Origin of the sequence: Variovorax sp. Varisp41 (assembly GCF_047325085.1) — a bacterium.
In the GTDB taxonomy this organism is placed as follows: domain Bacteria; phylum Pseudomonadota; class Gammaproteobacteria; order Burkholderiales; family Burkholderiaceae_C; genus Variovorax.
Genome location: NZ_CP168540.1, coordinates 1,015,080 through 1,032,555, shown reverse-complemented (window position 1 = coordinate 1,032,555; position 17,476 = coordinate 1,015,080). Strand labels below are relative to the sequence as shown.

Sequence of the window (17,476 nt, the reverse complement as noted above, 5' to 3'; positions counted from 1 at the left end):
CCATGGTCGTCATCCCCGTCATTTCATCCAAGGGCGGTGTTGGCAAGACCACCGTCGCCGCCAACCTGAGCACCGTGCTCGCCGAGCGCGGCCACCACGTCCTGGCGATCGACCTCGATCCGCAGAACGCGCTGCGCTTCCACCTCGCCAACGACCCGCACCAGTGCGTCGAGGGCCTGGCCGAGGTCGCGGCCGGCCAATTGACCTGGACCCAGGCGATGCGCCCCGGCCATGGCGGCACGGTGGTGCTGCCCTTCGGCACGGTCGACGACGAACGGCAGATCGAGCTCGAGCAGCAGCTCGCGCGCCATCCGGACTGGCTCGGCGACACGCTCGCGCGCTTCGCGCTGCCCGAGGACACGCTCGTGGTGCTCGATACGCCGCCCGGCCCCACGGTCTACATGCAGCAGGCGCTGCGCACGGCCAACTTCTGCGTGGTCACGGTGCTGGCCGATGCCGGCTCCTTCGCCACCCTGCCGATCATCGAGCGCATGGTCGACAAGTACTGCCGCCCGCGCGCCGACTACGGCGGCAGTGCCTACGTGGTGAACCAGGTGGCGCCGAGCCGCCGGCTCAACCACGACGTGTTCGAGATGCTGCGCGCGCGCCTGCAGTCGGAACTGCTGGGCATGCTGCACCAGGACGAATCGGTGTCCGAGGCACTCGCCTCGGCGCTGCCGGTGCACCGCTACGCGCCCCTGAGCCAGGCGGCGCAGGACCTCTCGGTGTGCGCCGACCGGCTGCTGGCGCGCATCGCCGCGGCCACCGCGAACCGCAACGCCCCCGCACAGCCCGCGGCCGCCCCGGCCTGGCAGATGGAGCCCCGATGAACAGCAGCACGGCGCAGCCGGCCTCCGGGGCGGACTCCGCGCCGCCTCCCTCGCCCGATACCCCGCTGGGCGCCGACCGCCCGCCGCGGCCCGCGCCGGCCTTCCTGCGCCTGTGGCCGGTGCGGCTGGTGGGCTGGCTGATCCTGCTCACGACGGCACCTGCGCTGATCATCGCGCCCATGACCTTCGAGCAGCAGCTGGTGCTGTCGGTCGGCATCTTCCTGGCCGCGTTGTTCGTGAACCGCTTCCGCGGCCACTTCGCGGGCCTGGTGCTGATGCTGCTGTCGGTGATCGTCTCCTCGCGCTACACCTACTGGCGCATCACCGAGACGATGTACATGGACAACATCGTCGACCTGGTGCTGGGCGTCGGCCTGCTCATGGCCGAGCTCTACGCCTTCGTCGTGCTGCTGCTGGGCTACATCCAGACCGCCTGGCCGCTGGGCCGCAAGCCCTCGCCGCTGCCCGCGGACCCGGCCGAGTGGCCGACCATCGACCTGTTCATCCCGACCTACAACGAACCGATGTCGGTGGTGCGCCCGACGGTGCTGGCCGCGCAGGCCATCGACTGGCCGCGCGACAAGATCAAGATCTACGTGCTCGACGACGGCCGGCGCCCCGAGTTCCGCGAGTTCTGCGATGCCGTGGGCGTGACCCACGTCACGCGCGACAACAACCGCCACGCCAAGGCCGGCAACATCAATGCCGCGCTCAAGAACACCAGCGCCGAGTTCGTCGCGATCTTCGACTGCGACCACATCCCCACGCGCTCGTTCATGCAGATCGCGATGGGCTGGTTCAACCGCGACGCGAAGCTGGCCATGGTCCAGCTGCCCCACTATTTCTTCTCGGCCGACCCCTTCGAGCGCAACCTCGACACCTTCGGCACGGTGCCCAACGAAGGCGAGTTGTTCTACGGCCTGATCCAGGACGGCAACGACCTCTGGAACGCCAGCTTCTTCTGCGGCTCCTGCGCCGTGCTGCGCCGCACGGCGGTCGAGGAAGTCGGCGGCATCGCGGTCGAGACCGTGACCGAGGACGCCCACACCGCGCTGAAGATGCACCGCCGCGGCTGGAACACCGCCTACCTCGCGCTGCCGCAGGCCGCGGGCCTGGCGACCGAGAGCCTGTCGGGCCACGTGGGCCAGCGCATCCGCTGGGCGCGCGGCATGGCGCAGATCTTCCGCGTCGACAACCCGCTGTTCGGCCGCGGGCTGCACTGGGCGCAGCGGCTGTGCTACCTCAACGCGATGCTGCACTTCCTGTACGGCCTGCCGCGCCTCATCTACCTGACGGCACCGCTGGCCTACCTGTACTTCGGCGCGAGCGTGATCCATGCCTCGGCCTCGATGATCTTCGCCTTCGCGCTGCCGCACATCCTGCACGCCAACCTGACCAACAGCCGGATCCAGGGGCGCTTCCGCTACCTGCTGTGGAACGAGGTCTACGAGGCGGTGCTGGCCTGGTACATCTTCCGGCCCACGCTGGTGGCGCTGATCAATCCCAAGCTCGGCAGCTTCAACGTGACGGCCAAGGGCGGCCTGATCCAGGAGCAGTACTTCGACACCTCGATCGCCAAGGCCAGCCTGGTGCTGCTGGCGCTGAACTTCATCGGCGTGGCGCTCGGCATCTGGCGCCTGACCTGGGTCGATCCGCAGAACATCGCCACCGTGTGGCTGAACCTGGCCTGGACCATCTACAACCTCATGATCCTCGGCGCCTGCGTGGCGGCGGCCAACGAGTCGCGCCAGGTGCGCGCCGCGCACCGCGTGACGCTCGACGTGCCGGCGGCGCTGTACTTCGCCAACGGCCACTCGATGCGCTGCAACACCTTCGACTTCTCGACCGGCGGCCTGGGCCTGGAGCTGCCGACCGAGGTCAAGCTGGCGCCCGACGAACCGATCGAGGTGGCGCTGTTCCGCGGCGACGCGGAGTCGCGCTTCCCCGCCACCGTGCGCTTCAGCAACGGCAAGCGCCTGGGCCTTCGCTTCGCGCCGATGAGCTTCGCGCAGGAGCGCGCGCTGGTGCAGTGCACGACCGCGCGCGCCGACATCTGGGCCGCGCGCTGGGGCAACCATCCGCGCGTGGGCGTGCACCGCGTGCTGGCCCACCTGACGAGCATCAGCCTGGTCGGCTTCAAGGACATGTTCTCCCATTACTACCGGGCCGGCCTCTCGCGGCTGCGGCTGCCCAAGCGCTCCGTCGGAACGAAGAAGGAACCCGCGTGACGATCACTCCGAAAGCGCCGCGCCGCGGCGCCGCTCCCTCCTTCCGTCCGGCCGCCGGCGCCATGCTGGCCCTGCTGGCGCTGACCGCGGCCGGCACGGCCTCCACGCAGCAGCGTCCGGCCGCGCCGGCCGTCGTTCCCGCCACCGTTCCTTCGATCGCGCCGGCCGCCGTGCCCACGCTCGCGCTGCCGGCCCAGCAGCTGCCCGGCGCGGCCGCGGCGCCGGTGCCCGTGGCCAGCACGGCCGCGGCCGGCGGCACGGTGCGCGAGCTCAACCTCACGCAGCTGGGCATCGACTACGCGATCCAGCTGCGCGGCATCAGCGGCACCATCGGCATCCCGTTCAACATCCGCGCCGACGAGCTGGTGACCGCGGCCTCGTTCCACCTCAACTATGCCTACTCGCCCTCGCTGATCCCCGAGCTGTCGCACCTGAAGGTGACGGTCAACGACGTGCTGGTCGCGACCCTGCCGGTGAACCGCGCCGACGGCGGCAAGCCGCAGACCGCCGACATCCCGATCGACCGGCGCCTGATCACCGAGTTCAACCGCATCAACGTCGAGCTGATCGGCCACTACACGCGCGACTGCGAGGACCCGGCCCACACCAGCCTGTGGGCGCGCATCGACGCCTCGAGCACGCTGCGCCTGAACGTGTCGCCGCTCAAGCTGACCAACGACCTGGCGACGCTGCCGCAGCCCTTCTTCGACCGCCGCGACGTGCGCCGCGCGCGCATTCCCTTCGTCTTCGGCAGCGCCGAGTCGGGCCCGCTGCTCGAGGCCGCGGGCGTGGTCTCGTCGTGGTTCGGCGCGCTCGCCGACTACCGCGGCGCCGTGTTCCCGGTCTCGCGCGGCCAGCTGCCCAGCGGCCACGCGGTGGTGTTCGCCACCCCCGAGACCAGCCTGCCCGGGCTGGTGCTGCCCTCGATCCAGGGCCCGGCGCTGGCCGTGGTCGACCATCCGCAGGACCCGACCGCCAAGCTGCTGCTGGTGATGGGCCGCGACGCCAACGAGCTGCGCACCGCCGCCGCCTCGCTGGCGCTCAACAGCCGCGCGCTGTCGGGCGCGACCAGCGCGATCGCCGCCTTCCAGGAGCCGCCGGCGCGCAAGCCCTACGACGCGCCGCGCTGGGTGCCCAGCGACCGGCCGCTGCAGTTCGGCGAGCTCACGACCGCGGCCGACCTGTCGGTGACCGGCTACAACCCCGACGTGGTGCGGGTCAACCTGCAGCTGCCGCCCGACCTGTTCACCTGGCGCAGCCGCGGCATCCCGCTCGACCTGCTCTACCGCTACACGCCGCGCGTGCGGCCCGACCAGTCGACGCTCAACGTCAACGTCAACGAGAACTTCATCGGCGCGATCCCGCTGCGCTCGGCCAACCCGGCCGGCGACCGCTGGTACAACCCGCTGGCCGTCAAGCTGATGCCCGACGGCACCCTGGCCGAGCGCAAGGAAGTGATCCTGCCGCCGCTGGCGCTGGGCCCGCGCAGCCAGCTGCGCCTGCACTACTACTTCGAGCCCGTGGCCGGCCGCTGCATCCCGCAGCTCGACAACGTGCGCGGCTCGATCGACCCGACCTCGAAGATCGACGTCTCGGGCTTCCCGCACTTCATCGCCATGCCCGAGCTCGCGGCCTACGCCAACGGCGGCTTCCCGTTCTCGCGCATGGCCGACCTGTCGGACACCGCGGTGATCCTGCCCGATCAGGCCGACACCTCCGACACCGAGACCTACCTCGGCCTGATGGGCCAGATCGGCCGCGCCACCGGCTACCCGGTGCTGCGCGTGAAGGTGGGCCGCTCGGCCGAGGTCTCGCAGTGGGCCGACAAGGACCTGCTGGTGATCGGCAGCCTGCAGAACCAGCCGCTGTTCACGCAGTGGGCCGAGCGCATGCCGCTCAAGCGCGCCGCGGCCGCCAACGGCAGCGGCGACGGCTCGCCGCAGTTCAAGCTGTCGAGCTGGATCGACACCGCGATCGACTTCGTGATCGGCGCGCGCACCCGCGAGGACTTGCCGGGCTCGATGCAGATCGCGGTCAGCGACGACGGCCGCGACGCGGTGCTCGCGGGCTTCGAGTCGCCGCTGCGCAGCGGCCGCAGCGTGGTCGCCGCGATCTCCAACAGCACCTCGAAGGATGCGCTGCTCAACGCGCTGATGACGCCCGACCTGCTCAAGCGCGTGCAGGGCAGCATGGCCATCGTGCGCGACGCGCAGGTGCACAGCGTGCTCGGCAGCGACACCTACTACGTCGGCCGCCTGCCGCCGATCGCCTGGCTGCAGTGGAACCTCTCGCGCAGCCCGCTGCTGCTGGCGGCCCTGGTGGTGCTGCTGGCCGTGATCGGCGCCGCGGTGGCCTATGCCAGCCTGCAGATCCGCGCGCGTCGCCGCCTCAAGTGACGACCCGCGCCCCGGAGACCGACCCCACGATGACAGGTTCGAAGCCCACGCTTCCCCCTTCCGTTCCCGACCGGCAGCGCCGCTCGCTGTTCGCGGCCGTGGCTGCGTCCGCGCTGGCCTGGACCGGCACGCGCGCGGCCGCGCAGGCCGCGCCGACCGCCCCCGCGGCGCCACCCGCCGCGCCCATGCCCGCCACCTGCCACCCCGCCGCCGACTGGAACGCCTTCGTCGCGCGCCACGTCCAGCGCGACGGCCGCGTGATCGACTTCAACACGCCGCAGCAGCACTCGACCTCCGAGGGCCAGTCCTACGGCATGTTCTTCGCGCTGGTCCACAACGACCGCGAGCTGTTCGCGCGCGTGCTGGGCTGGGCCGAGACCAACCTCGCGAACGGCAGCGTCGCGAAGAACCTGCCGGCCTGGCAGTGGGGCCGCAAGCCCGGCGGCGGCTGGGGCGTGCTCGATCCGAATCCCGCCTCAGACGCCGACCTCTGGATCGCCTATGCGCTGATGGAGGCCGGCCGGCTCTGGAACGAACCGCGCTACGCGAGCATGGGCCGCAGCCTGCTGGCGCTGGTGGCGCGCGAGGAGGTGGTCTCGCTGTCGGGCTTCGGCCGCATGCTCCTGCCCTGGCCCAAGTCGGTGGCCAGCGGTTCGGTGTGGCGGCTCAACCCGAGCTACATGCCGCTGCAATTGCTGCGCTATTTCCAGCACGCCGATCCGCAGGGCCCCTGGGCCGCGGTGGCCGACAACACGGTGCGCCTGCTCGCGGCCACGGCGCCGCGCGGCTTCTCGCCCGACTGGTGCGCCTGGTCGGAGGACGCGCGCGCCTTCGTCGCCGACCCCGAGAAGGGCACGGTCGGCAGCTATGACGCGATCCGCGTCTACCTCTGGGCCGGCATGCTGGCCGAACAGTCGCCCGACCGCCGGGCGCTGCTGCAGGCCCTGGCGGGCCCGAAGCGCCTGCTGGCCGACCGGCAGCCGATCCCCGAGCTGGTCGACACCGCCACCGGCACCGTGCGCGGCATGGGACCGCTGGGTTTCGCCGGCGCGCTGCTGCCCTACCTGAAGGCGCAGGACATGCCCGAGGCGCTGGCCACCGAGCTGGCGCGCCTGCCCAATTCGCGCGCCGACGGCCAGCCGTCGACCGCCCTGCTTCCCTACTACGAACAGATGCTGCTGCTCTTCGGCCAGGCCTGGCTCGACGGGCGCTACCAGTTCCTCCGGAACGGCCAGCTGCAAACCTCATGGAGACTGCTATGTCGACCCACCCGCACGGCATGACATCGCCGCGCCCGACCCGGTTGCGCCGCGCTCCGGCAGGCCTGCCCTCCGCGCGCTGGCTGGCCTGCCTGGGCCTGTTCGCCACGCTGGGCGCCGCCAATCCGGCGCACGCCCAGGCCGACGCCGCCACCGCGCTGATCGAACAGGGCAACTACTGGCAGTCGCAGGGTCGCGCCGACCTGGCCGAGGAAAGCTGGCGCAAGCTGCTCAGCGTGAATCCGCAGTCGGCCGACGCGATGTACGGCATGGCGCAGGTCGAGCTCTCGCGCGGCAACGCCGAGCCGGCGCGCAGCTGGATCGCGCGGCTGCGCGCCGCCGCGCCCAACGATCCGCGCCTGTCGCGCCTGCAGCAGCAGGCGCAGAACCCCGGCCAGGGCAGCCTGCTGCAGCGCGCCCGCGCGGCGGCGCGCGCCGGCCGCGCGGCCGAGGCGGTGCAGCTGTACCGCGACCAGTTCGACAACCGGCCACCGCCCGAGGCGCTGGCGCTCGAGTACTACCAGACGCTCAGCAGCACGCCTCAGGGTGCCGACGAAGGCCGCCGCGGCATCGAGCAGCTGGTGCGCGAATACCCCGAGAACGCCAGCTACAAGCTCGCGCTCGCGCAGTTGCGCACCTACAGCGAGAGCACGCGGCGCGAAGGCATCCGCAGCCTGGCCGAGTTGTCGAAGCAGCCGACCGTGGGCGCGGCCGCGCGCGCGAGCTGGCGCCAGGCGCTGATCTGGCTCGACGCCCGCGCGCCCGACATGCCGCTGTACCGCGAGTTCCTCGCCAACAACCAGAACGACACGGCCGTGGCCGCGCGCCTCGAGGCGCTCGAAAGCGGCCGCACGACCGCGGCCTCGGGCCCGGGCGTGCCGCTCGGCGAGGGCTACCGCGCGCTCGACCGCGGCGACCCGGCGACCGCCGAGCAGCGCTTCCAGCAGGCGCTGCGCGCCAAGGCCGACGACAGCGAGGCACTCGGCGGCCTGGGCCTGGTGCGGCTGCGCCAGGAACGCTTCGCCGAGGCGCAGCAGTACCTCGAGCAGGCCGCGCGCGGCGGCAACACCAAGTGGAATTCGGCGCTGCAGAGCGCCACCTACTGGAACCTCGTGAACCAGGCGCGCGCCGCGCAGGGCCGCAACGACCTGCGCAGCGCGCAGTCGCTGCTCGAGCGCGCCGTGCGCATCGATGCGCGCGAGCCCGTGGGCCAGGTCGCGCTGGCCGACCTGCGCGCCGCCGCCGGCGAGCTGCCGCAGGCCGAGCAAGGCTACCGCCGCGTGCTCGAGAGCAAGCCCTCGGACGGCCAGGCCCTGCGCGGCCTGATCGCGGTGCTCGGCCGCCAGGGCCGCGCCGACGAAGCGCTCGAACTCTCGCGCCGCCTCACGCCCGAGCAGGCGGCCCAGCTCGGCGGCCTGCGCGACATCCAGGTCGAGCAGGCGCGTGCCAAGGCGAAGCAGCAGGCCGATGCCGGCGACGGCGCCGGCGCGCAACGCACGCTCGAGGACGCCATGCTCGCCGCGCCCGACAGTCCGTGGGTGCGGCTGGATCTCGCCAACATCTACCGCCGCCAGGGCCTGGTGGCCGAGGCGCGCGGCGTGATGGAAGGCCTGCTGATGTCGCAGCCCGACATGCCCGACGCCCTGTTCGCGAGCGCCCTGCTGGCCTCCGAGACCGGCGATGCCGCCGCCGGCATGCAGTACCTCGAGCGCATCCCGGCCGGCTCGCGCACCCGCGAGATGGCCGCGCTGCAGCGCCGCCTCTGGGCGCAGTCGCAGGCGCAGCGCGCGCAGGCACTCGCGCGCCAGGGCCAGGTCGATGCCGCGCGCCAGCTGCTGGGCCAGGCCGAGGCCTCGCTGAGCAGCGACATGCCGAGCGAGATCTTCGGCCAGCTCGCGGGCGCCTACGCCGACATCGGCGATGCGCCGCGCGCGCTCGCGATGAGCCGCCAGCTGCTCGCGCGCACGCCGACGCCGACCGTCGCCAACCGCCTGCTCTATGCATCGGTGCTGCTCAAGACGCGCCAGGACATCGAGCTGTCGGCCGTGCTGCGCCAGCTCGCGAGCACCAGCATGACCTCATCCCAGCGCGCCGACTTCGATGCGCTGCGCATCGCCTACGCGCTGCGCCAGACCGACGCGCTGCGCGAGGCCGGCAACCTCGAGGCCGCCTACAACGCGATGGCGCCGGTGCTGGCCGAGCGGCCCGACGATCCGAAGGCGCTGGCCGCGCTCGCGCGGCTCTATTCGGCCGCGCGCGACGAAGCCCAGGCGCTGGCGCTCTACCAGCGCGTGCTGCAGCGCAGCCCGACCGACCTCGACACCTTGCTGGCCGCCGCCGCGAGCGCGAGCGCGCAGCGCAACCACGGCGATGCCGAGAGCTACGTGATGGCCGCGCTCAAGCAGGCGCCCGACGAATCGCGCGTGCTGACCGCGGCCGGCCGCGTCTACCGCAATGCCGGCGACAGCCGCAAGGCCGAGCAGTACCTGCGCGCCGCGGTCGAGGCCGACAGCCGGCTCGCTTCGGGCGGTGCCCCGGGCGCGCCCGGCGTGCCGGGCGGCCTGCCACCCGCGAACCCCTTCGCCGGCATGACCGGCGGCGCCGCGAGCACCGCGCTGCCGGTGCCCGCGGGCGCGGGCGGCAATCCCTTCGCGCAGGCGCGGATGCAGCCGGTGGCCTATGCGCCGGCCGCCACCGCGGGCGCCTACCCGGCGACCTATCCCGTGCAATATCCGGCCTATGCGGCCGCCCCGGCGAACGCGGGCTATCCGGTCGCGGCCGCGTCGGGCGCCACGCCCTGGCCGACGACGAACGCGCAACCCGCGGCCACCGCCAAGGGCCGCCGCACGGCCGGCACCACGGGCACCGCCGCGCCGGCCGCGAACACGCGCACCGCCGCGCGCGCGGCCAACACCCCCCAGGCCACGGCCTACATCGCGCCGCCGTTGCAGCAATACCCGGCGGCCGGCACGCAGACGCTGGCCCCGGTCTACGCCCAGGCACCGCAGCCCTATGTGCAGGGCGGCGGCCTGCTGCCGCTGCCTCGCCCGGGCTCGGCGCAGGTCGACGCCGGCTGGAATGCCGCGCCGCGCGCCCAGCCGCCGGCCGATTCGGCCGCGGCGGAGCTGCGCGAGCTCGAGGCCGCGCGCTCGGTCACCCTCACCGCGGGCACCGTGTTCCGCAACCGCGCGGGCGAAGCGGGCCTGAGCCGGCTGACCGACTTCGAGATTCCGTTCGAGGCCCGCTTCCCGGTCGGCGACGGCAAGATCGTCGTGGGCGTCACGCCCACCTTCCTCGATGCCGGCTCGCCCGCGGGCGACTGGGCCACCGCCAGCCGCTTCGGCGGCGGTCCCGGCTCGGCCTTCACCGGCCTGATGAACGGCACCACGGCCGGCCAGCAGAACGCCGCCGGCCTGGGCCTGAGCGTGGGCTACGAGGGCACGAACTTCGGCGCCAGCATCGGCACCACGCCGCTGGGCTTCCAGCAGGTCAACCTGATCGGCAACGTCTCCTTCAAGGGCGCCTTCGGCGACTCCTGGTCGTACAAGGCCGACCTGTCGCGCCGGCCGGTCACCGACAGCCTGCTGTCCTTCGCGGGCGCGAAGGACGAGCGCACCGGCGAGCGCTGGGGCGGCGTGGTCGCCACCGGCGCGCGCGGCGACATCGGCTACGACGACGGCACCTACGGCTTCTACGGCTATGGCGCGCTGCACGGCCTCACGGGCAAGAACGTGGCGAGCAACTCGCGCTTCGAGATCGGCGGCGGCAGCTACATCCACCTGCTGAGCGAGCCCGGCAACAAGCTCACGCTGGGGCTCAACCTCGGCATCATGGGCTACGAGAAGAACCTCAGCTACTACACCTTCGGCCATGGCGGCTACTTCAGCCCGCAGAGCTTCGTGAGCCTCGCGCTGCCGGTGGACTGGAGCGGGCGCAACAACCGGCTGTCGTGGCGCGTCAATGCCTCGCTGGGCGTGCAGGCCTTCAACCAGAAGGACACGCCCTACTTCCCGACCGACAGCAGCCGCAACGGCGATGCCGGCCGGGCCGCCGCCGGCGCGGCCGCCCTGGGCCTCACCAACGCGATCTACACCGGCCGCTACGCGAAGACCTCGAAGACCGGCCTGGCCTACAACCTCGCCGCGGTGCTCGAGTACCAGCTCGCGCCCAAGATGTTCCTCGGCGGCTCGATCGGCCTGAACAACGCGCAGGACTACCGGCAGTTCACCGGCAGCCTCTACCTGCGCTACGTGTTCGACGGCTCGAGCACGCTGGGCGTGCCCACGGGCACGACGCTGCGGCCGCTGGTGTCGCCCTACACGCCGCTGCTCTGAACGGCGAGGCGCCACGAAGAAAAACCGCGCGGCCCCGAGGGGGCTCGCGCGGTTTCCTGTTCGTTGGGCGCGCTCAGCCGCCCGAGGCCGGCGCCCCCGCCACGGGCAGCGCCTGCGCGTAATGCGGGAGCGGGGCCCACAGCGGCTCGCGCTCGAAGTCCTTCACCCATTGCGGAATGTCGCAGGCCGCCAGCGGCATCGAGATGCCATAGCCCTGGGCCAGCGCGCACCCCATCTCGAGCAGCGCCCCGCCGATCTCCAGCGTCTCCACGCCCTCGGCCACGGGCGTGCGGCCCAGCGCCTTGAGCAGCGCGAGGATGCCCTGCACGATCGCGCGGTCCTGCTCGCTTTCGAGCATGCCGCGGATGAAGGACTGGTCGATCTTGACCGAGGACACCGGCAGCTGGCGCAGGTAGGTCAGCGACGAATAGCCGGTGCCGAAGTCGTCGATGGCCACCGGCACGCCCAGGCCCTTGCAGGCCTCGACGAAGCGCGCCACGGTGGAGAACTTGCTGATCGCTGTGGTCTCGAGGATCTCGAGCTCGAGCGTGCCGGCGCCGAGCTTGGGAAACTGCGCCAGGTGCTGCGCGAGCCGGTCGACGAAGTCCCAGCGCATCATGTGGCGCGGGCTCACGTTCACGCTGATCGCGGTGCGCAGCCCGAGCGCGCGCCATTCGTAGGCCTGCCGCAGCGCCGCGCCGATCACCCAGTCGCCCATGCGCTCGGCGAGCTCGTCGCCCTCGGTGAGCGGCACGAACTGGCCGGGCTGCAACAGGCCGCGCTCGGGATGCTGCCAGCGGATCAGCGCTTCGACGCCCACCATCACGCCGCGCTGCATGTCGACCTTGGGCTGGTAGCAGAGGAAGAATTCGTCGCGCTCCAGGCCTTCCTGGATGCGCTGGCGCGCGCGCACCATCTGTTCGTCGGCATGGGCCTGCGGCGCGTCGAAGTAGTGCACCCGGCCGTCGCCCGCGCGCTTGGCGAAGAAGGCCGCGTGGCTGGCCTGGCGCAGCGCGAGCTCGGGCGGCGGACCGCTGGCATCGAGCAGCCGCGCGCCGAGGCTGGCCTCGAGGTTGACTGCATGGCCGCGCCACTCCCAGGGTTCGGCCAGCGCGGCCAGCATGCGTTCGAGCACCTGGTGGCACTGCGAATTGCCGATGCCCGCGAACACGGCCGCGAATTCGTCGCCGCCGACATGGGCCAGCAGGCCCTCGCGCGGCAGCTGGGCCTTGAGGCGGCGGCGCGCTTCTTCGAGCGCGGCGTTGCCGCCCGCCATGCCCAGGCGCTGGTTCACGTCGGCGAAACGGTCGAGGTCGATGAAGCAGACGATGGCCAGGCGCTTGCCCTCGCGGGCCCAGTCGGCCAGCAGGGGGCGCAGCACCTCATCGGGGGGAAGGCGTTTGAGTCCGGAATCCGGCAGGGCCATGGCGGGAGGTTGCTTGGTCGACAAAGGGCTGAGTCCGGAAAATCGCAATCTATTGTTCTCTCAAAACTGACCGTGGAGCGATCCGGGCGGGTCGAATTGTGACGTTCGCGGTCTTCGCGCAACACCGTGGCATCGAAGCAGGACCAAAGCATTCGCGGATGCGGTGCCCTGGAACCGGGGAAGCGAGGTCGAGCCGACAGGTCTTTCTTATTGGCAGCTCGCCCCCACGATGCGGCCCGAGGGCTCGATCCGCACGTTGAGGCGGGTCGGATCGAGCACGGGATCGGGCGGGTCGGTGGAGAGCACGGTGCGCGCGAACCTGGCGCCGCTGCGCTGGCGCATTTCCTCGAGCAGCGGCTGGGTGGCGCGCAAACCCAGCGCGAAGCGCACGCCCTCGGCCAGGCAGCTTTCGGGCGGCGGCGCGAAGGCCGGCGGCTCCGGCACTTCGGAGGTGAGAGGACGGTCCTTGGGCGGCGCCTGGCAGCCGGCGGCCAGCAGGAGCAATGCCGCGAGAGAGAGCCAGTGTCGGCCGTGGATGCGCATTCGGGGGTTCCTTGAACGGGGCGTAGCTTAGTCGCGCCCGGCCGCGAATTCGGGCGATTTCGGCCAAACGAGAACAAAAGTATCGACAAAATTCACGATCTCCCTACCAGATTCCAGAGGGAAAACGTTTGCTTGATCTTGGCATGCGATCCGGCGCGCAGTCCAGCGGCGATGACGCGCCGATCGCCGACTGTGCCATCGGCGCTTGCCACCGTATCCTAGGAGCACCCGGCCCGGCGCCGCCTTCCGAACCCTGGACACACACCGATGAGCCCTGCCTCCAAGACCGCGGCACCCGCCGCCCTCCCCGGCCAGCCCGCGCCGCACGACCTGCTGGTGAACGTGCCGCGGCTGGTCTCGGCCTACTACAGCGGCCGGCCCGATCCCTCGGTGCCCGCGCAGCGCGTGGCCTTCGGCACCTCGGGCCACCGCGGCTCGTCCTTCGACAACGGCTTCAACGAATGGCACGTGCTCGCGATCAGCCAGGCGATCTGCGACTACCGCAGCCAGAAAGGCATCGACGGCCCGCTGTTCCTCGGCATCGACACCCATGCGCTCTCGACGCCGGCCTTCAACAGCGCGGTCGAGGTGCTGGCGGCCAACGGCGTCGAGCTGATGCTTTCGCAGGACGACGAATACACGCCCACGCCCGCCGTCTCGCACGCGATCCTGGTCTACAACCGCGGCCGCAGCAGCGGCCTGGCGGACGGCATCGTCATCACGCCCTCGCACAACCCGCCCGAGAGCGGCGGCTTCAAGTACAACCCGCCCAACGGCGGCCCGGCCGGCACCGACATCACCTCGGCGGTCGAGGCCGCCGCCAACGGCTTCCTGGCCAACGGCCTGCAGGGCGTGAAGCGGCTGCCGCTGGCGCAGGCGCTCCAGGCCTCGACCACGCACCGGCACGACTACCTCAACACCTATGTGGAAGACCTGGCGCAGGTGCTCGACATGGACGCCATCCGCGACGTGCCGATCGCGCTGGGCGTCGATCCGCTGGGCGGCGCGGGCGTGCACTACTGGACCGCGATCGCCGAGCGCTACAAGCTCTCGCGCCTGACGGTGCTGAGCCAGGAGGTCGACCCGACCTTCCGCTTCATGTCGCTCGACTGGGACGGCCGCATCCGCATGGACCCGTCCTCGCCCGATGCGATGCACCAGCTGATCGCGCTCAAGGACCGCTTCGGCATCGCCTTCGCCTGCGACACCGACCACGACCGCCACGGGGTGGTGGCGGGCAGCAGCGGCCTGATGCAGCCCAACAGCTACCTCGCGGTGATGGTCGACTACCTCTACACGCACCGCCCCGGCTGGCCCGCCGCCGCGGCCGTCGGCAAGACGGTGGTGAGCAGCCGCATGATCGACCGCGTGACCCAGCGCCTGGGCCGCCGGCTGTACGAGGTACCGGTGGGCTTCAAGTGGTTCGTCGACGGGCTGGTCGACGGTTCGCTGGCCTTTGGCGGCGAGGAAAGCGCGGGCGCGACCTTCCTGCGCCGCGACGGCACGGCCTGGACCACCGACAAGGACGGCATCGTGCCGGCGCTGCTGTCGGCCGAGATCGCCGCGCGCACCGGCCGCGATCCGGGCGAGCGCTATGCCGAGCTCACGCAGGCGCTGGGCCGGCCGGTCTCCGACCGCGTCGACGCGGCGGCGACGGTCGAGCAGAAGAAGCGGCTGTCGAACCTGTCGCCGGCGCAGATTCGCTCGACCGAACTCGCGGGCGAGAAGATCGTCGAGGTGCTGAGCCATGCGCCCGGCAACGGCGCGGCCATCGGCGGCGTGAAGGTGGTCACGGAGAACGGCTGGTTCGCCGCGCGTCCCTCGGGCACCGAGAACATCTACAAGATCTACGGCGAGAGCTTCCAGGGCCGGGAGCATCTCGCGCGCATCCTCGAGGAAGCGCAGCAGGTGGTGGACGGCGCGCTCGCGGCGCCCTGAAACCGGTCGCGCGATGCGCACGCTGCCCCTGCGCCTCTCGCCCGGCGACGACCTGCGCGCGGCGCTCGACCGCGTGCTCGCGCAGCAGGCGGTGGACGCGGCCTTCGTGCTCTCGGGCATCGGCAGCCTGCGCGGTGCGCGGATCCGCTTCGCGGGCGCACCCGAGCCCTCGGCGCTCGAAGGCGATCTGGAGATCCTCACGCTCGCGGGCTCGCTCTCGCCCGACGGCTCGCACCTGCACATCAGCGTGGCGGACGCACAGGGCCGCGTCTGGGGCGGCCATGCGGCGCCGGGCTGCGTGGTGCGCACCACCGCTGAAGTGTTGCTGGCGCTGCTGCCCGCATGGCGCTTCTCGCGCGAGCACGACGAGGCCACGGGCTATGCCGAACTGAGGATGCGCGAGAAACCGCTGGATCGCGACTGAGCCAGACGGGTTGCTCAGTGCGGCTTGTCGTTGAGGTCGTACTTCATGACGCGGCCATGCCGCCCCTCGATGTCGCGCTCGACCTCGTAGACATCGCCGCTGTCCGGGCGGCGCTGCGCGAGCACCGCGTCGAGCGCCGCGAGGTCGGCCGCATCGAGTTGCAACGCGAGCATGCGCAGGTGGTCGGGCAGATGGTCGCCGCGGCGCACGCCGACGATCACGGCGGCCACCTCGGGCTGCGCGAGCACCCAGCGCATCGCGACCGCCGACAGCGAGGTGCCGTGCCGCCGCGCGATCTGCTGCAAGGCTTGCAGCAGCGCCTGGAACAGATCCCAGCCGCCGAAGTCGTCGATGATCAGCTTGTACTTGACCAGCGAGCGGTTCTCCAGCGGCTCGGCCGGTTCGCTCGCGCCGAGCCAGCGTTCCGAGAGAAAGCCGCCGGCCACGCTGCCGTAGCACAACAGCTTCACGCCGGCCTGCGCGCACCAAGCCGCGAGCCGTGCGCGTGGCCGCTGGTCGAGCAGCGAGTACTGCACCTGCATGCTGCGCAGCGGCAGGCCCGCGTCGCCCAGTTCGTGCGCGCGCCGCGTGTCGAAGTTGGTGCCGCCCAGCAGCTCGATCTTGCCGGCGCGCTGGAGCTCGGCGAGCCAGTGCGCGACCTCGACGTAGCGCGGCACGCGGTAGTCCCACCAGTGGAACTGCACCAGGTCGAGCCGCTCCACGCCGAGGCGGCGCAGCGAGCGGTCGATGGTCTGCTCGACCTGGCGCTTGTCGATGGTCGAAAGCAGCGCGAGGTCGGGCACGAACTTGGTGTGCACGCGCAGCTGCGCAAGGCTGTCGGCGCCGTGGCGCGCGCGGTGCTCGCGGCGGAACTCGCCGATCAGTTCCTCGACGCCGGTGTAGATGTCGGCGCAGTCGAAGGTGGTGATGCCGGCCTGGTAGTAGGCCGACATGTCGGCGATGGCCGCGGCGCGGTCGATGCCGCCATGGCCGCCGGCGAGCTGCCAGCCGCCCTTGAGCATGCGCGAGATGGAATAGCCGGGGGCGAGTTCGGTGCGGGGAACGGTGCTCATGGTCGAAGGTCGGAAGGGTGGACCACGGCCGTGGTGTCGGCGTGGCGGAAGACGCGCGTGCCGATGCGCGTGATGCGCAGGCGCGAGGGACAGTTCGGGTCTGGACAGGCGATCTCGGCGTCGGTGCTCATCCAGTCGTTGCCGTCGGTGGCGCGCTGCTTGGCGGCCAGCAGCGGCAGCACCGCGCCCAGCGAGTAGATCGAGAAGCCCTGCCCCGGCGGCAGGTGCAGCATCTCGCCGCGCAGCTCGAAGTGGTCGCCGGGCTGGCCGCAGTAGATGCGCGCGCCCTCGGGCGCGACCACCTCGACGCGCAGGTCGTGCAGCGTGAAGCTGCGCTCGGCGGCGGGATCGGTCGGTGTGCTCATGGGAGGCTCCTGCTCAGGGATTGGGCGGCGTCACCGACAGGATGATTTCGGTCGGCGCCTGCGAGGCGTTCATGTAGCGGTGCGGCAGCCGCGCGTCGAAGGAGATGCTCTCGCCGGCCTGCACCGGGTAGTCGACGCCCGCGACCTGCGCCACCAGCGCGCCGGCCACCACGTAGACGCACTCGGCCGAGGCATGGCCGCGCGGTTCGTCGGCCGACATCTGGCCCGGCTGCAGCACGGCGCGCAGCACCTCGAGCTGGCCCACGCCGGCGGTCAGCCGCTCGTAGGCGACCTGGCCCTGCGGCGCCGTGAGCATCGCGCGCCGTCCCGGCCGGCTGACCCAGACGGTGGGCGGCGCGGGGTCGGAGAACAGCGAGGACACCGATTCGCCGAACACGCCCGCGAGCCGACGCAGGGTTTCGAGGCTGGGGTCGGTGACCGCGCGCTCGATCTGGCTCAGCAAGGTGGCCGACACGCCGGCCTGGGCCGCGAGCTCGCGCAACGAGAGGCCGCGCGCGGTGCGCAGTTCCTTGAGCCGTTCGCCGATCATGGGTGGGAATTTCCTTTTGTGCAGTGTGACAGCACGAATGAGGCAATGCTATGTGCCATGACGGTGCACGTCAAGCTGGCTGAATGCCCAGGATCGATGCGTTATTTACA

General features: G+C 71.7%; 12 protein-coding genes. 7 read left to right on the top strand and 5 right to left on the bottom strand.

From position 1 onward, the window contains the following. Positions 1–2: 2 nt before the first annotated feature. From bcsQ to ACEN9J_RS04810, 5 genes are read left to right on the top strand one after another with little or no spacing between them, the layout of a single operon-like run. Complete coding sequence (bcsQ, locus tag ACEN9J_RS04830) at positions 3–830, top strand: cellulose biosynthesis protein BcsQ (protein ID WP_413763471.1); 828 nt, start codon at positions 3–5, stop codon at positions 828–830. Continuing rightward, entirely contained in the window at positions 827–3,058 is a 2,232-nt protein-coding gene (gene bcsA / locus ACEN9J_RS04825) for a UDP-forming cellulose synthase catalytic subunit (RefSeq protein ID WP_082322219.1), read from the top strand. Before bcsQ ends, bcsA begins: the two co-directional genes overlap by 4 nt. Beyond that, complete coding sequence (gene bcsB / locus ACEN9J_RS04820; protein WP_413763470.1) at positions 3,055–5,454, top strand: cellulose biosynthesis cyclic di-GMP-binding regulatory protein BcsB; 2,400 nt, start codon at positions 3,055–3,057, stop codon at positions 5,452–5,454. Before bcsA ends, bcsB begins: the two co-directional genes overlap by 4 nt. Before the next feature lie 29 nt (positions 5,455–5,483). Then, positions 5,484–6,737, top strand: coding sequence for a cellulose synthase complex periplasmic endoglucanase BcsZ (gene bcsZ, locus ACEN9J_RS04815; RefSeq protein WP_261205644.1), 1,254 nt, complete (start codon positions 5,484–5,486; stop codon positions 6,735–6,737). Continuing rightward, positions 6,734–11,047 (top strand): cellulose synthase subunit BcsC-related outer membrane protein, encoded by a 4,314-nt coding sequence (locus tag ACEN9J_RS04810; RefSeq protein WP_413763469.1) that lies wholly within the window; start codon positions 6,734–6,736, stop codon positions 11,045–11,047. Before bcsZ ends, ACEN9J_RS04810 begins: the two co-directional genes overlap by 4 nt. Before the next feature lie 73 nt (positions 11,048–11,120). Here ACEN9J_RS04810 and ACEN9J_RS04805 read toward each other — a convergent pair whose 3' ends face one another. Together ACEN9J_RS04805 and ACEN9J_RS04800 are read right to left on the bottom strand one after the other, a co-directional pair. Further along, complete coding sequence (locus ACEN9J_RS04805; RefSeq protein ID WP_296733540.1) at positions 11,121–12,428, bottom strand: putative bifunctional diguanylate cyclase/phosphodiesterase; 1,308 nt, start codon at positions 12,426–12,428, stop codon at positions 11,121–11,123. Between the two features lie 252 nt (positions 12,429–12,680). After that, complete coding sequence (locus tag ACEN9J_RS04800) at positions 12,681–13,016, bottom strand: hypothetical protein (protein WP_057596950.1); 336 nt, start codon at positions 13,014–13,016, stop codon at positions 12,681–12,683. A gap of 267 nt (positions 13,017–13,283) precedes the next feature. Between ACEN9J_RS04800 and pgm the strand changes: the two genes are divergently transcribed. Both pgm and ACEN9J_RS04790 read left to right on the top strand, forming a co-directional pair. Further along, the gene (gene pgm, locus ACEN9J_RS04795) at positions 13,284–14,954 is read left to right on the top strand and encodes a phosphoglucomutase (alpha-D-glucose-1,6-bisphosphate-dependent) (RefSeq protein WP_413763468.1); all 1,671 of its coding nucleotides are present in this window, start codon (positions 13,284–13,286) and stop codon (positions 14,952–14,954) included. A 13-nt stretch (positions 14,955–14,967) separates the two neighbouring features. Next, on the top strand, positions 14,968–15,378 hold the full coding sequence (locus tag ACEN9J_RS04790) for a PPC domain-containing DNA-binding protein (protein ID WP_413763467.1): 411 nt from the start codon (positions 14,968–14,970) through the stop codon (positions 15,376–15,378). Positions 15,379–15,392: 14 nt separating this feature from the next. On the opposite strand, the gene ACEN9J_RS04785 is transcribed toward ACEN9J_RS04790, so the two are convergent. Genes ACEN9J_RS04785 through ACEN9J_RS04775 form a run of 3 tightly spaced genes read right to left on the bottom strand, consistent with a single transcriptional unit; the run spans position 15,393 to position 17,366 of the window. After that, positions 15,393–16,451: an aldo/keto reductase gene (locus tag ACEN9J_RS04785; protein WP_413763466.1), complete on the bottom strand. Its 1,059-nt coding sequence runs from the start codon at positions 16,449–16,451 to the stop codon at positions 15,393–15,395. Further along, on the bottom strand, positions 16,448–16,816 hold the full coding sequence (locus ACEN9J_RS04780) for a TIGR04076 family protein (RefSeq protein WP_057596942.1): 369 nt from the start codon (positions 16,814–16,816) through the stop codon (positions 16,448–16,450). The genes ACEN9J_RS04785 and ACEN9J_RS04780 overlap by 4 nt, the downstream gene beginning before the upstream one ends. A gap of 13 nt (positions 16,817–16,829) precedes the next feature. Further along, on the bottom strand, positions 16,830–17,366 hold the full coding sequence (locus ACEN9J_RS04775; protein WP_093342133.1) for a helix-turn-helix domain-containing protein: 537 nt from the start codon (positions 17,364–17,366) through the stop codon (positions 16,830–16,832). Between the last annotated feature and the right edge of the window lie 110 nt (positions 17,367–17,476).